Raw genomic sequence first — 14,678 nt, 5'->3', positions numbered from 1 at the left:
AGTGCAATGTCCGACCTTCTCGCCGCGGCTTCCGACGGCTTCTCCACGGCCGTCGCCGCGCCGACAGACGCCGCTGCCCCCGGCGCCCCCGCCCTGTCCTGGCGCGACGGGGAGATCCTCCGCGACGGTGTGCCGCATCGCATCCTGTCCGGCTCGATCCACTACTTCCGCGTGCACCCCGACCAGTGGGAGGACCGCCTACGCCGGCTCGCCGCGATGGGCGCGAACACGGTCGACACCTACGTCGCCTGGAACTTCCACGAGCGGGTCGAGGGGGACATCCGTTTCGACGGCTGGCGGGACGTCGAGCGCTTCGTGCGGCTGGCCGGCGAGGCCGGCCTCGACGTCTTCCTCCGGCCGAGCCCCTATATCTGCGCGGAGTGGTCGAACGGCGGGCTGCCCTTCTGGCTCACCGGCCGGGTCTCGGCCCTGCGCACGAGCGATCCCGCATTCCTCGCCGCCGTCGACGCCTGGTACGACGCGCTGCTCCCGAGGCTCGTGCCCCTGCAGGCGGCGTACGGCGGGCCGATCGTGGCGATCCAGGTCGAGAACGAGTACGGATCGTTCGGCAGCGACGCCGCCTACCTCGCCCACCTGCGCGACGGGCTCCGGCGACGGGGCATGGTGGAGATGCTGACGACGGCGGACGGGATCACCCCGGACATGATCGCGCACGGGAGCGTGCCGGGCGCGATGACGACGTTCACGTTCGGCACCGGGGTGCCGGTGGCGGCCTCGCTGCGTCGGCACGGGGAGGCGCTCATGTGCAGCGAGCTCTGGGGCGGCTGGTTCGACCACTGGGGGGAGCGGCACCATGTGCGGTCGGCGGACAGCATGGGCGGGACGATCCGCGAGCTCCTCGACGAGGGCGGCTCGGTCAGCCTCTACATGGCGCACGGGGGCACCAACTTCGGCCTGTGGAACGGCGCGAACCACGACCTCGTGCTGCAGCCCACGGTGACCAGCTACGACTCCGACGCCCCGATCGGCGAGGACGGCACGCTCGGGGAGAAGTTCCATGCGCTTCGCGCGCTCTTCGCTCCCTTCCACGCGGACGCGCTGCCGCCGGTCCCCGACCAGCCGCGGCGGCAGTCCGCGGCGTCCGCGCCCCTGGAGCGGCAGGCGGGTCTACTCGACGTGGTCCGGGCGACCCCTGCGGCGGGCGCGCTCTCGCCCCGTCCACTCACCTTCGAGCAGCTCGGGGCGGAGGACGGTCTCGTGGCCTATGAGGCCGACGTGTCGTTCCCCGAGGAGGCGACACTGACCATCGACGGCCTGCATGATCGCGCGGTCGTCTTCCTCGACGACCGCCGCCTCGGTGTGCTCGAACGGGACGGCGAGACGTCTCTCGCTCTCCCCGTGGACGGCGGCTCCGGTCGGCTGACGCTCGTCGTCGAGAGCCTCGGACGCATCAACTACGGGCCGTACACCGGCGAGGGCAAGGGCATCATGCGCGGGGTGATGATCGGCCGCCGCCTTGTGAACGGCTGGACGCATCGCCTCCTGCCGCAGACGGCTCCGGCTTCGGACGCCGTCGGGTCGGGCGGAACGGACGGCCTCGCCGTCGCCGGGTTCGATGTCGCTGAACCCCTGGACGCGTGGCTCGCCTTCCCCGGCGGCGGCAAGGGCATGGTGTGGCTCAACGGATTCCTGCTCGGACGCTACTGGAGCGTGGGTCCGCAGGAGACGCTCTACGCCCCCGCGCCGCTGTGGCGTGCCGGACGCAACGAGATCGTGGTGCTCGACACCGACGGCCTCGGGGCGACGGTGGAGATCCGGGAGGCGCCGTCCTTCGGGGAGACCGAGGAGTTCATCGGCTCCTGAGCCTCCCTCGGGCATCGGGTGGTGACCTTCGGCCAATGTTTGCGCATACTTCGCGCTCGACTCTTGTCTTAAGAGACGAGGTCGCTCTACGGTGATAGCGCAAACATCGGTTGCGATCGATGATCCACCTGCGGCGCACCGGGGCGTCCCTTCCTCCGGCCGTCGCACCGTTCGAGAGGCAAGACGTGTCGACATCTTCCCGACCGCCGCGCACCGCCGTCGCCGTCAGCTCCCTGCTGGCGACGGCCCTCGCGCTCGGCGGAGCGCTCCTCCCCGCGACCGCGGCGCAGGCCGCCGATCTCGTCCCCGTCCCGCACGCGGACTACCGACTGCACGCGGTGTCCAGCGAAGCCGATCCGTATCCGGCGCCGCCTTCGCTCGACGGCACGGCTCTCGGTGCCTTCGACGGCGACTACGCGACCCAGTGGACGTCGAGGTACTCGGCCAACGCCCCTTTCCCGCACTGGATCTCCCTCGATCTGCAGCGGTCCCTCTCGGTGAAGGCGCTGGACTACTCGGTCAAGCGCGGCCAGAGCGTCGCGGCGAAGACCGTCGAGGTGTACGTCACGGATGACGCCGACGCCGCGCGCACCTCGCCGGCCGACGGGGGATGGGGCGCCGCCGCGGCGGCCGCGACGCTGCACGCGCCCACCGCGAACGACGAGAAGCAGCGCATCACGCTGGACACTGCGAAGGACGGCCGGTACGTCGCCCTCCTCATCATCGATGCGCAGGGCACCACGGGCGGCGGGGCCGGTGAGATCCAGGTGCTCTCCGACGAGGAGCTCCCGCCGATCGTGACCGAGCCGGAGACGCCGGAGCAGCCGGAGCCCGGGGACACCGTCGAGATCGCCGCGGGCGGCACCACGGCCACCGTCTCCTCCGCGTTCCCGCAGATCCTCGGCTACCGCGTGGGCGATGAGCGCCTCGGCGGGCAGAAGGGCTCCCCGCGCACCTGGGCGGTCAACGGCACCGCCTATGCGTCGACCACCACCTCCACGGCGACGGCGACCGGCGTCGACTACGTCTCGACCCTGACCGGCATCGACGTCACGGTGCGCAGCAGCATCCGGGTCGCGGCGAACGGCACGGTCGAGTTCACCGTGACCGGAGTCGACGGCTCCGCTGCGGTGAACACCCTGGGGCTCCCCGACAACGCCTTCCTCTCCGCGACGGCCGCGGACGGCGCCGTCCTCGACCGCACCGTCATCAGCCCGAACAGCACCACGAACGCCGACGAGCACATCGCGGTGGGCGCGACGACAGCCACCGGCACGAAGGGCGCGGCCTTCGCGTTCCTCGGCCACGGGACCCTCGCCGGCAGCGTGATCACGAACGCGACGACGCAGGCCTCCGGCGGCACCGCCTCGTGGAACACCCGGCTCACGACGCGGGTGACCGCGGCCGACGGCCGGACCGCGGAGATCGGCTCGAACACCTGGCTCATCCATCCGACCACCGCCGTCGACAGCCGGGTGACGACCTACGCCCTGCCGAAGGTCACGGTGCTCCTCACCGCCGACCGCAACGGCGACGAGACCGTGGACTGGCAGGACGCCGCGATCCGCTACCGCGAGGTCGACGCCCCGCGCCTCGGTGCCGACCGGGTGGCCGACCGCGTGGTCAGCCGCATCCCGTTCAACTTCGCCTCCAGCGCCACGAACTACTTCGACCTCGTGCTCGACAACACCAAGCGCATCGCGAACCAGACCGACGGCCTGGGGCAGTGGGTGCTCAACAAGGGCTTCGGCAGCGAGGGCCACGACTCCGCGAACACCGACTACGGCGGGAACTACAACGAGCGCGCGGGCGGCCTCGCCGACCTCAACCGCCTCGTCGACGAGGGGGCGAAGCTCAACGCCGACATGAGCGTGCACGTCAACGCCACGGAGATCTACCCCCAGGCGGACGCGTTCGACGCCGCGATCCTCGACGGCACACCGCCCTACAAGCCGGGCTGGAACTGGCTCGACCAGTCGTACTACATCAATCAGCAGACCGACCTCGGCACGGGACGCGTGCTCGACCGCTTCCAGCAGCTGCGGGACGAGGTGCCCGGGCTCAGCGGCGTCTACATCGACGTGTACTACTCCAACGGCTGGGTGGCCGAGGAGCTCGCGGACGAACTGAACGCCATGGACCTGGAGGTCGCGACCGAGTGGGGCGACAAGTTCGTCGACAGCACGGTCTGGTCGCACTGGCCGAACGACCTCGCCTACGGCGGCAAGGACAACAAGGGCATCAACTCCACCATGGTCCGGTTCATCCAGAACGCGCAGGCGGACGTCTGGAACGACGACGTCCTGCTCGGCCAGCAGCGTCTCGTCGATGCCGAGGGCTGGGTGGGCAATCGCAACTGGGACGGCTTCATCGGCAACATCTGGTCGCAGAGCCTGCCGACGAAGTTCCTGCAGCACTTCGACCTGCAGACGTACGAGGCGGGGGTCGAGGCGACGTTCACCGACGACGTGGCTGTTCGGATCGACGGCGGCACGCGGGTCGTCACGATGGACGGCGCGACCGTTCTTCGCGGCGACTCCTACCTCCTGCCGTGGCAGTCGCTGGAGTCGAGTGCCGAGTCGGGTTCGCCCGTCGACGCGGACAAGATGTACTTCTTCACGGCCTCCGGCGGCGAGAAGACCTTCGGCCTCACGGACGGCTTCCGCGGGAACACGACCTTCGACGTGTTCGCGCTCGGCGACCAGGGCCGCGAGAAGGTGCGCACCGCCACCGCGGTCGACGGGAAGCTGACGCTGTCCGGTGAGAAGGGGACGGCCTACGTCGTCGTGCCCCAGGGCGGGGCGCAGCGGGCGCCGATCGAGTATCACGACGCGGGCCTGATCGATCCCGGGTTCAACTCGGGCGCGCTCGACGGGTGGAACCCTCGGGGCGACGTGACCATCGAGCGCACGGACCTCGGCGCGGCGAAGAACGCCTCGCGGGGCGACAACATCGCGGTGTTCGGCTCGTCCGCCTCCGCGATCTCGCAGACCGTCACCGGCCTCACCCCCGGGGAGCGCTACGCGTTCTCCGCGCAGGTGCAGATCGATCCGACGGCCACGCGGGACGTGAGCCTCGCGGTCGACACCGGGGGCGGCGTCGTGAGCCGCACCTGGAACCTCTCCCCGACGTACAACTACATGCGCGCCGACTCCAAGGCCGGACAGTACTACCAGCGCGGATCGGTGTCGTTCGTCGCCCCGGCCTCCGGCGAGGTAACCGTCTCGGTCTCGGCGGTCGCCGGCGACGCGACGGTACGGATCGACAACGCCAGGGTGATGGCGGATACGACGGCCCCCGCCGCGTCCGGCACCGTGTACTCGAACGACTTCGAGGGCAATCAGCCCGGCTGGGGCCCGTTCGTGAAGGGCGACGCCAACGGCATCGACGACCCGCGCACGAGCATCTCGCGGCGGCACGACCCGTACACGACGAGCGACTGGCGCAACACGGCCAAGCCGTTCGACAGCGGAGCGCTCGCGGGGCTGGCGGTGGACACCACTCTCACCGGCGAGCACTCGCTGATGTCCCACTCCGAGAACTCCGGCGTCGTCTACCGGACCGACCCCACGCTGGTGCCGCTGCAGGCCGGGCACACCTATCGCATCGGGTTCGACTACCAGGCCGGTGCGAGCGGGGCCTACCGCTGGCTGACCGGCACCGACGCCGTGCTCGACGGGGAGATCTCTTCGACGACCCTGCGTCGCACCCCCGTCGTGCAGGCCCTGGAGACCACCGCGTTCCAGGAGGACGTGATCGTGGGGTGCGGCGACTACACATGGGTCGGTCTGGAGCGCGTCGGCGGCCCGGACGTCGACTTCGTCCTCGACGACTTCACGGTCACCGACCTCGGTCCGACGGAGGGTGGCACCCCGTGCGCCACGGTCTCCGGCGAGGCCGTGACCCTGAGCCCGGGGGCGCAGACGCCCTTCACCACGACCTTCACCAACAGCGAGGACGTCCTGGCGGAGAACGTCGGTGTGCAGCTCGACCTCCCGGAGGGGTACACCGTCGAGGTCGCAGACGGCTCGTCGAACCTGTTCGCGAAGGTCGCCCCCGGCGAGAGCGTGACGACGGACTGGCTGCTGACGGCACCGGCGTCGGCCGCGGGCTCTCCGGTGAGCATCGGCATCGCAGCCACCTACCTCGTCGACTGCGACGTGCGGACCGTGCAGACCGCGCAGGAGGCGGCTGTCGCCTCCCGTGCCCGCATCCCGAACGCGCAGATCACCGCGACCGCGAGCTCCGAGGAGACCGCTGGTGAGGACGGCGAGGCGGCGAACATGCTCGACGGCAACGCCGGGACGTTCTGGCACAGCCGCTGGAGCAGCGACGCCCCCGGGTATCCGCACGTGCTCACGTTCGATCTCGGGGCGGCGGAGACGGTCGACGGCATCTCCTATCTGCGGCGCGGCGCGAACCAGAACGGCCCCATCAAGGGCTTCCAGGTCGCGGTCTCCGCCGACGGGCAGACCTTCACCGACGTCGCGGCGGGTGAGTGGAAGAACGTCGCGGAGTGGCAGGATGTCGACTTCGCCGCGACCACGGCGCGATACGTGCGGGTGACGGCGACCTCGTCGATCTCGGGCACGCCGTTCGCGGCCGTGGCGGAGATGGCGGTGTACGGCACCACCGTCCCGCAGGCGGGGCACGCCCCGGAGAAGCGGCCCGAGGACGACCTCGGGGCCTGTGCTGCGGAGACCGATCCGGCGTTGACGCTCGGCGCGGATTCCGTGCGGGCGGGGGAGACGGTCGAGGCCGTGCTCTCGGGCTTCGCGCCCGACGGCGTCGTCTCGTTCTGGCTCGACGGCGTGCGGCTCGCGGAGGCGACGGTCGATGCGCGCGGCGCGCTGACCACCCGCGTGCTCATCCCCGCGGATGCGACGGTCGGGAAGCATCGCTTCCTCGTCAAGGACGCCTCCGGCGCGGAGGTGGCCGGCGCCGCCCTCACAGTCAAGAAGGCGAAGCCTGCGAAGAAAGCCGTCCTCACCCCGTCGGTCGGCACCGCGGCGGCAGGAGACTCCCTCCGCGTGCAGCTCCGCGGCTTCGACCCCGAGGCGGTCGTGCAGCTCTGGCTCCACTCGGAGCCGGTCCGCGTGGGGGAGGTGACGATCGCCGCCGACGGCAGCGCGGTCGCGACCGTCCTCATCCCGGCGGGCACGCCCGCGGGTGCCCATGCGCTCGTTGCGACGGACGCCGAGGGCGCCGAGCTGGCCCGTGCGGATCTCGCGGTCACCGCGGCCGCGACCGCCGCGGGCGGGGCGCTGGCCACGACCGGCGCGGAGGGGATGACCTGGCTGGCGGTGGCTGTCGGGGCTCTCGCGCTGAGCGCCCTCGGCGCGGGGCTCTGGCGGCGGCGACGCAGCTGAGTCCGTCTGCGCACAAAGAGGCCCGGGGTTCGCCCCGGGCCTCTTCTGCACGCGGCGGGGAGTTTGCCGGTTCTCCACGGGTCGCAGTTCCGGGGCGGGAGAGCATGTCCCGGTGCACGAGGGGCGCGCCGGGCGGTGACCGTCGTCGACGCCTCGATCGTCGTCGACCTGGTCTGCACCGGAACGTCGACCGGTGTCCTGGGGTCGCGGCTGGAGGACGAGTTTCTGCTGCCCGCTCCTCACGCACGACCGGAGGCTCGCGCGGGCGGCCTCCGGTCTGTGCGCGGTCGAGGTGCCTAGCCCTTGACGGCGCCGGCGGCGAGACCGGAGCGCCAGTACTTCTGCAGCGTGAAGAACAGGGCGATGAGCGGGATCACGCCGAGCAGTGCCCCGAGCATGACGGCGCCCTTGTCGGGGGAGAAGTAGCTCATCATGCCGTAGAGGCCGAGCGTGACCGGCTTGAGGTCGGGGCTGGAGATCATCATGAGCGGGAGGAGGAAGTTGTTCCACGTGGCCACGAAGATGAACAGGAAGATCGTCACCATCGCGGGGCCGAGCAGCCGCAGCACGATCGTGAAGAAGATCCGGGCCTCACCGGCGCCGTCGATGCGGGCGGCCTCCAGCAGCTCCGTCGGCACCGAGGACTGCGCGTAGACCATGCCGAGGAAGACGCCGAACGGCGAGACCGCCGAGGGGATGATGATCGCCCACACCGTGTTCGTGAGGCCGAGCGCCTGGAACTCGATGTACAGCGGCACCGTGAGGAGGGCGACGGGCAGGAGGAGCCCCGCCATGATGATGCCGACCGCGAGCTTCTTCCCGGGGAAGGCGAACTTGGCGATCGCGTAGCCGGCCATCACGGCGAACAGCGTGCCGATGACCCCGGCGCTGAGCGAGTAGAACAGGGAGTTGCCGACCCAGCGCCAGAACAGCCCCTGCGTCCAGCCCATGAGGCTGTCGTAGTTGGCAGCGAGATTCGGCTCGGCGAACCAGAAGCCGAACGTCGACGTGAGGTCGGTGTTGTTCTTCGTCGAGGCGACCACGAGCCAGAACACCGGTACGAGGAAGTACAAGGTGGCGACGACGAGGGCGATGATGCCGAACGTGCGCGCGGCGGGGCCGGGGGCGATCGAAGGAGGAGGGGCGTCCGCCGCCTGCGGCCTGCGGGAGCGCCGCTTCGTCGGCGGAGCCACGGTGACGAGTCGTGTGGTGGTCATGCGTCGCCCTTCCGCCGCTGGAGCAGTGCGTACACGATCGCGAGCACACCCGCGATGCCGGCCATGAGCAGCGAGTACGCCGACGCCGGACCGCTGCCCGACGGCGACAGCTCGCCCATCATCGTGTTGTAGGTGAGCATCATCGGCGTGAAGTCCTTGCCCATCCAGGAGTTCGCAGCCTCCAGGATGACCGGCTCGTTGAACAGCTGGATCGTGCCGATGATCGACAGCAGCACGGCCAGCAGCGCGGCACCGCGTACGAGCGGCACCTTGATGCGGGTCGCGATCTGGAATCCCGTCGCGCCGTCCAGGCGGGCGGCCTCGTAGAGGTCGCGCGGGATGGCCTGCAGGGCGCTCAGGAAGATGAGCATGTTGTAGCCCGTGTACGTCCACGTCGTCATGTTCGCCATCGAGAAGAAGATCGTCTGCGGCGACATGAGGTCGGTCCCCTCCGGCAGATAGGACAGGAAGGGCGACACCTCGGGCGTGTAGAGGTAGAGCCACATCATCGCCGCGATGATGCCGGGGACCGCGTACGGGAGGAAGAAGGCGAGGCGGAACAGGGCGGGGCGGCGCACGATGAACGAATCCAGCAGCAGGGCCAGGGCGAGGGCCGCGATGATCATCACCGGGATCTGGAACGCCGCGTAGAGCACGACCCGTCCCATGCCGGCCCAGAAGGCGCCGTCGGTCGCTGCCGCGGCGAAATTGTCGAGGCCGACGAAGGTGTCGACGAGCTCACCGCCGCCGTACAGGCCGCCGCCGGCGGGTACCTGGGCGAAGAACGACGACCGGACCGACACGATGATCGGGATGAGGAAGACGACGGCGAACAGCAGCGCGAACGGCGCCATGAACAGCCACCCGGTCAGGCCCTCTCTTCGGATCCGCGATCGACGGGTCGACGGGGCGACGGGACGGCGCGCGGGAGGGAGCGGCGCCGCTGCCCTCGTCTCGGTCACTGTGGCCATGATGTGCCTCTCGCTCTCACGACGACGGCGGAGTGCACGATCGCCCGTGCACTCCGCCGTCGTTCATCCGATGATGCCGTCCGGTCCGGTCATTCCGCGACCGGAAGGCCGAGGTCCTTCAGCGACGCGACGGCCGTGTCCTGCGCCGTCGTGAAGATGTCGGCGACAGTGGCGGTGCCGGCGGCGGCCGCGGCGGCCGTCTCGTTCATGTTCGCCAGCGTCGAGAAGCCGGGGGCGTAGGGGAAGTCGTCGTTGAGGTTCTCGGTGGCGGTGCCGAGCTCGGCGAGCACATCCTGACCGCCGAACTGACGCAGCATCTTCTCGGGCGTCTCCACCTCGCCCTTCGCGGCGACGACGAGGCCCTGGGAGGCGAGGTCGTCGACCTGCGTGTTGAACCAGTCGTTGAACTCCATGGCGGCCTCGGGGTTCTCGCAGCCCTTCATGACCGAGACGCCGGAGCCGCCGTCGGGGCCGGTCATCGCCCCGGCGCCGAAGTCGGGGAGCTGGGCGACGCGCCACTGCCCCTCGGCCGGGGTGCCGTCCAGGGAGTCGAGGAGGAATCCGGCCTCCCACGCCGCGCCGACGTGGCCGATGAGGCTGCCGTCGTTCAGCGCCGCCGTGAAGCCCTCGCCCCAGCGCTCGGTCGCGAGCGTCTGCTTGCCGTCGAGCAGGCCCTGCCAGAAGGCGGCGACCCGCTCGGAGCCCGCACCCTCGGCGTCCACCTTCCACTCCTCGCCCTCCGTGGAGAACCAGGTGTCTCCGGCGGCGGCAGCCTGTCCGGAGAGCCAGTTCTGCGCCTCGTCCGGGGTGAAGGCGGTGACGAACTTGCCGGCGGCGGCGGCCGTGGCGGAGGCGGCGGTCAGGTCGTCGAGCGTCGCCGGGGCGTCGAGGCCGAGCGCCTCGAACTCCGCGGTGTTGTAGAAGTAGACGAGGGGTCCGGTGTCCTGCGGAAGGCCCACGATGGCGTCGCCGACCCGCATGCCGCTGAACGCTCCGGCCGAGTAGTGGTCCTCGTACTTCTCGGCCTCCGCGGCGACGTCCTCCAGCAGACCCTTCACGTAGAGCTGGGGCACCTCGGAGTATCCGGTCTGCGCGAGGCAGGGACCGTTCCCGGCCTTGATGTCGGTCTCGAGCTTGAGGATCATGTCGCTGGCCTTGCCGTCGAACTTCGTGGCCTTGACCTGGATGTCGGAGTGCTCTTCGTTCCAGCGGTCGACGATCTCCGCGACCGTGGTCATGCCCTCGCCGTCGGGGAGGCGGTGCATGTACTCGATGGTGACGGGCTCACCGCCGGCGTCGCCGCCCCCGGAGGCGGCCGGGGCGCAGGCCGCGAGTCCGAACGCCGACACCGCGCCGAGGGCGACGACCGCGGCGACGCGGGGGGTGCGTGAGGTGGGTGCCATGCTGTTCTCCTCTTTGAGGTCATGTTCCTGCGGATCGCCCGAAGCGGGGACGCGGCGAGGGTGCGCCGTCGATCACATGCACATCAAATCAGAAAATGTTTGCGCTCACAAGACGTGGATCAGCGGTCTGGCGACGCATTCGGCTCGCGTCGAGGGAGCGCTGACATGCCGGAGGCATCGGGTTCCTGACGGCAGGCGTGATCACGGCAGCGCGCGACGTCGCCCGCCCGCAGCCGCCCGGGAACGACGAAACACCCGCACGAGCCGTGCGGGTGTTTCGAACCGAGGGGCTACGCCTTCTCTAGTTCGTCTTCGTCTTCGTCCGCGTACTCGTCGGCCCACTTGTCGACGTAGGCGTCTTCGTCGGAGTCGCTCGAATGCGCGAGCTCGCGCTCCAGCGCCGAGTAGTTCACCGACGGACTGTACGCCTTGAGTTCGCGGGCGATCTTGGTGTGCTTCGCCTTCTGACGGCCACGGCCCATGCCTGAGACCCCCTCACGAGTTAAGCTGCGGGCAGACGGGCGCCCGAGTCATTCACGACACCGGCTCGAGGCCGGTAAGAGTAGCATTCAGGATAGCACGCGGGGAACAGACCCTGGCCGCGGCCAGGCCGGCGAAGGGAGCGATCTCCATGACCGACAGCACCTCCACTCCGTCCGACGAGGCCACGCAGAACGCCGCTCTGCAGAAGGCCGTGATCGTCGGGATGCAGCTCGACCAGGACCCGCACGTTCTCGATGAGGCCGTCCGCTTCGCCCGGCTGCTGAACGCACCGCTCGTGGTGGCCCACGTCGACATCACGCGCTTCGTCACCTACGAGGATCCGGACGGGTACGTGCACTCCGCTCCCATCGACATCAACTTCGACGCGGGGGCTGCCGAGTTCGAGGCCGTCGAGGCGGCAGCGGCCACGATGCTCGACGGCAAGGGCGTCACCTGGACCGCTCGGCAGCTTGTCGGCGACCCGGCGCTGGCCATCAAGCAGCTCGCGAACAAGCTCGACGCGCAGCTCATCGTCGTCGGTACCCGCAAGCGCGGTATCGGTGAGTCCATCCGGGAGTTCTTCACCGGCTCCGTCGCCGCGCGCCTCGCCCATCGCCAGCACCGCTCTGTGCTCGTCGTCCCCCTCGGGGAGTCCGTGCCGGACGAGCAGAAGGAGATCTGGCCGGAGTGATCCGGACACGACGAGGCCCCGCCGACGGATGTCGACGGGGCCTCGTGCGGTCATGCCAGGGGCTCAGGAGTCCGGCTGACTCAGCGCCACGGTCACGCTGCGGGCGGCCTGATCCAGCGCGTTCTCGAGGTCGGTGACCACCGACGACGGGAGGACGCCGCCCTTGGCGACATGGGTGCGCAGGTCGGTGCGGATGCGGGCGCGGAAGGCGTTCACGACGGCGTCCGCGCGGTGCAGCTCCTCGCGGCTGGTCAGCCGTGCATCGTCGCCCGCGGTGCGCGGCCTGTTCTTCGCCGCCGCCCGGTCGTCCTTGGTGGCTGTCGCCAGGTCGGCGCGAAGACTCTTCATCGCCTCCTGCACGCTCTGGCGCACCTCGTTCGCGATGAGGCGGACGGTGTCGGTGATGCCCGCCTCGATGTCGGCGAGGTCGCTCTGGCGCGAGGCCAGCTCGGCGCGTCCGGCCTCGGTGATCGCATAGATCGTCGTGCGTCCGTCGACGGTCTTGGTGACCAGCCCCTCCTCCTCGAGCTTCGCGAGGCGCGGGTAGATGGTGCCGGCGCTCGGGGTGTACGTGCCACCGGTCCGATCCGTGAGGGACTGGATGATGCCGTAGCCGTGCTGCGGGGACTCCGCGAGCAGCGACAGCAGGTACAGGCGCAGATCGCCGTGGGAGAAGACCGCGGGGCTCATGCTTCCCACTCCGGGTCGTTCTCGATGGTCTGCGGAGCGCGGCGGAGGACCGTCACCCCTCCGGACACGGAGTTGGCGCGGAGGTCGACGAAGCGTCCCGCGAGCTCGCCGGTGGTGCCGTTGTAGGTGCTCGGGCCGGACGAGCTGCGCTCGACGCCGTCGATGAGGAGACGGCCGCTGAGCGAACGGATGACGTAGTTCGCCGCGAGGGACTCGTCGAGCCGCACCGTGGTGCCGCCGGAGACCGAGTTCACGGTGATCGTGTTGACGTCGCCCGCCGCGTCCACCAGCGTCGCGCCGGAGACGATGTCGACCGTGGCCTTGCGGATGGCGCCCGTGACGGCCACGTCGCCGGAGACGCTGTTGGCGCTGAGCGAGCCGGTGAGGTTGCGGATCTGCACGTCGCCGGAGACCGAGTTCACGCTGAGGTCGCCGATGAGGGTGTCGACGATGATGTCGCCGGACACGGTGTTGAGACGCGTGTCGTTGCGGATGCCGGACACGAGGGCGCCGGCGCTCACGACGCCGAGGGTCAGGGCGATGCCGCGCGGGACGGCCACGCTCACCTCGGCGCGCGGACCGCCGGAGCCGAAGTTCCGGAACACCTCCAGGAAGTTGTCCCAGCCGAGCTGCGGGTGGTCGATCTCGACCTCGCCGTCGCGGGACTCGATCCGGAGGTCCTTCGTGGTGACGCCGTGCACCTCGATCCTGATGCCGGGTTCGTCGTGGGCGATGACGTCGACCTGTCCGCCGACCAGGCCCACCTTGAGCCGGGTCGCGGAGGCGATGTCGATGACGCGTTCCTCGCCGGGGGCGATGAGCCACTTCTCGGTCATGTCTGCTTCTCCTGTGTCGAGGGATTCACGATATATCGTGTTGCCGTCACGATAACACGATATATCTCGATCTGGACACCCGCCTTCGCTTCGAATCGCCTGATTGGTCCCATTTCGGCCGGGAATCGAGCCAATCAAGCGATTCGAGCGGGGTTGACCTTGACGTAACGGCAACTTCTACGGTGGAGGGGAACGACACGGAAGGGTGGGCGGGATGGACGAGAAGGACTGGTCGATCCAGGAGATCGCGCGACTGGCGGGGACGACGAGCCGCACGCTGCGGCACTACGACGACATCGGGTTGCTGCCTCCGTCGCGGATCGCAGCCAATGGCTATCGGCACTACGACGCGGCGTCGCTCGTGCGGTTGCAGCGGATCCTCCTGCTGCGGGAGCTCGGGCTCGGGCTGCCGCAGATCGCGGAGGTGCTGGGCCCTTCGACAGGCTCAGGGACCCAGGTCCGCGGCTCAGGGACCCAGGGCGGGGGCTCAGGGACCCAGGGCGGGGGCTCAGGGACCCAGGGCGGGGGCTCAGGGACCCAGGGTGGGGGCTCGGCGGCGGAGGCGTCGGCGCTCGAGACGCATCTCGCGCTGCTGCGCGAGGAGCAGACCAGGCTGGCGCGGCAGATCGCGTCGGTCGAGTCCACCATCACGGCATTGAGAGGAGGTGAGAACCTCATGGCAGAGAACATGTTCGACGGCTTCGACCACACGCAGTACAAGCAGGAGGTCGAGGACCGCTGGGGGAAGAAGGCCTACGCCGACAGCGACCGCTGGTGGCGCGGGATGAGCGACGCCGAGCGTGCCGAGTGGCAGCAGCGCGTGTCCGACCTCGGACGCGACTGGATCGCCGCGGCGGAGAGCGGGATCGATCCCGCGTCCGCCGAGGCGCAGGAGCTCGCGCGCCGCCACGTGGCCTGGCTCACGGGCATCCCGGGCACTCCCGCCGCCGCGCTCCGGCAGGGATCGGACGCGGATGCCAAGGCCTACGTCATCGGCCTCGGCGAGATGTACGTCGCAGACCCGCGCTTCGGTGCGAACTACGCGACGTCCGCGGGCGGTACGCGCGGCGCGGAGTTCGTCCGCGACGCGCTCCGCATCTACGCGGAAGCCTCCCTCTGATCCGTCGAGCGGCCCCCTTGCGTGCGACCCACCCCGCTGCGGTCGTACTCAAGGGGGTGGCTCGCACGCAAGGG

10 protein-coding genes are annotated in these 14,678 nt (G+C 70.1%); 4 read left to right on the top strand and 6 right to left on the bottom strand.

Annotation, left to right across the window (positions count from 1 at the left end):
* Positions 1-6: 6 nt before the first annotated feature.
* Positions 7-1,824: a beta-galactosidase family protein gene (locus KVS71_RS00305; protein ID WP_217582782.1), complete on the top strand. Its 1,818-nt coding sequence runs from the start codon at positions 7-9 to the stop codon at positions 1,822-1,824.
* 185 nt (positions 1,825-2,009) lie between these two features.
* Positions 2,010-7,193 (top strand): endo-alpha-N-acetylgalactosaminidase family protein, encoded by a 5,184-nt coding sequence (locus KVS71_RS00300; protein WP_217582780.1) that lies wholly within the window; start codon positions 2,010-2,012, stop codon positions 7,191-7,193.
* 296 nt (positions 7,194-7,489) lie between these two features.
* Here KVS71_RS00300 and KVS71_RS00295 read toward each other — a convergent pair whose 3' ends face one another.
* From KVS71_RS00295 to KVS71_RS00280, 4 genes are all read right to left on the bottom strand, one after another.
* Positions 7,490-8,410 carry a carbohydrate ABC transporter permease gene (locus KVS71_RS00295; protein ID WP_060922297.1) on the bottom strand — a complete coding sequence of 307 codons (921 nt, stop codon included), beginning with the start codon at positions 8,408-8,410 and terminating at the stop codon, positions 7,490-7,492.
* Positions 8,407-9,381 carry a carbohydrate ABC transporter permease gene (locus KVS71_RS00290; RefSeq protein WP_217582779.1) on the bottom strand — a complete coding sequence of 325 codons (975 nt, stop codon included), beginning with the start codon at positions 9,379-9,381 and terminating at the stop codon, positions 8,407-8,409. Before KVS71_RS00290 ends, KVS71_RS00295 begins: the two co-directional genes overlap by 4 nt.
* 89 nt (positions 9,382-9,470) lie before the next feature.
* The gene (locus KVS71_RS00285) at positions 9,471-10,784 is read right to left on the bottom strand and encodes an extracellular solute-binding protein (protein ID WP_217582778.1); all 1,314 of its coding nucleotides are present in this window, start codon (positions 10,782-10,784) and stop codon (positions 9,471-9,473) included.
* Positions 10,785-11,074: 290 nt separating this feature from the next.
* The gene (locus KVS71_RS00280; RefSeq protein WP_025104705.1) at positions 11,075-11,266 is read right to left on the bottom strand and encodes a DUF3073 domain-containing protein; all 192 of its coding nucleotides are present in this window, start codon (positions 11,264-11,266) and stop codon (positions 11,075-11,077) included.
* A 149-nt stretch (positions 11,267-11,415) separates the two neighbouring features.
* Between KVS71_RS00280 and KVS71_RS00275 the strand changes: the two genes are divergently transcribed.
* Positions 11,416-11,958: a universal stress protein gene (locus KVS71_RS00275; protein ID WP_025104704.1), complete on the top strand. Its 543-nt coding sequence runs from the start codon at positions 11,416-11,418 to the stop codon at positions 11,956-11,958.
* Positions 11,959-12,021: 63 nt separating this feature from the next.
* Here KVS71_RS00275 and KVS71_RS00270 read toward each other — a convergent pair whose 3' ends face one another.
* Positions 12,022-12,648 (bottom strand): PadR family transcriptional regulator, encoded by a 627-nt coding sequence (locus tag KVS71_RS00270; protein WP_060922301.1) that lies wholly within the window; start codon positions 12,646-12,648, stop codon positions 12,022-12,024.
* Complete coding sequence (locus KVS71_RS00265; RefSeq protein ID WP_105949168.1) at positions 12,645-13,484, bottom strand: DUF4097 family beta strand repeat-containing protein; 840 nt, start codon at positions 13,482-13,484, stop codon at positions 12,645-12,647. Before KVS71_RS00265 ends, KVS71_RS00270 begins: the two co-directional genes overlap by 4 nt.
* Positions 13,485-13,698: 214 nt before the next feature.
* Between KVS71_RS00265 and KVS71_RS00260 the strand changes: the two genes are divergently transcribed.
* Complete coding sequence (locus tag KVS71_RS00260; RefSeq protein ID WP_217582777.1) at positions 13,699-14,604, top strand: MerR family transcriptional regulator; 906 nt, start codon at positions 13,699-13,701, stop codon at positions 14,602-14,604.
* Positions 14,605-14,678 lie beyond the last annotated feature (74 nt).

This window comes from Microbacterium sp. GbtcB4 (assembly GCF_019091465.1).
GTDB lineage: Bacteria > Actinomycetota > Actinomycetes > Actinomycetales > Microbacteriaceae > Microbacterium > Microbacterium paraoxydans.
This window is presented reverse-complemented; position numbering and strand designations above follow the sequence as displayed.

Bases quoted from the DNA above. Each gene is read 5' to 3' on its own strand.
- KVS71_RS00295 (WP_060922297.1), bottom strand. From the start codon at position 8,410: ATGACCACCACACGACTCGTCACCGTGGCTCCGCCGACGAAGCGGCGC.
- KVS71_RS00285 (WP_217582778.1), bottom strand. From the start codon at position 10,784: ATGGCACCCACCTCACGCACCCCCCGCGTCGCCGCGGTCGTCGCCCTC.
- KVS71_RS00280 (WP_025104705.1), bottom strand. From the start codon at position 11,266: ATGGGCCGTGGCCGTCAGAAGGCGAAGCACACCAAGATCGCCCGCGAA.
- KVS71_RS00290 (WP_217582779.1), bottom strand. From the start codon at position 9,381: ATGGCCACAGTGACCGAGACGAGGGCAGCGGCGCCGCTCCCTCCCGCG.
- KVS71_RS00265 (WP_105949168.1), bottom strand. From the start codon at position 13,484: ATGACCGAGAAGTGGCTCATCGCCCCCGGCGAGGAACGCGTCATCGAC.
- KVS71_RS00270 (WP_060922301.1), bottom strand. From the start codon at position 12,648: ATGAGCCCCGCGGTCTTCTCCCACGGCGATCTGCGCCTGTACCTGCTG.
- KVS71_RS00260 (WP_217582777.1), top strand. From the start codon at position 13,699: ATGGACGAGAAGGACTGGTCGATCCAGGAGATCGCGCGACTGGCGGGG.
- KVS71_RS00305 (WP_217582782.1), top strand. From the start codon at position 7: ATGTCCGACCTTCTCGCCGCGGCTTCCGACGGCTTCTCCACGGCCGTC.
- KVS71_RS00275 (WP_025104704.1), top strand. From the start codon at position 11,416: ATGACCGACAGCACCTCCACTCCGTCCGACGAGGCCACGCAGAACGCC.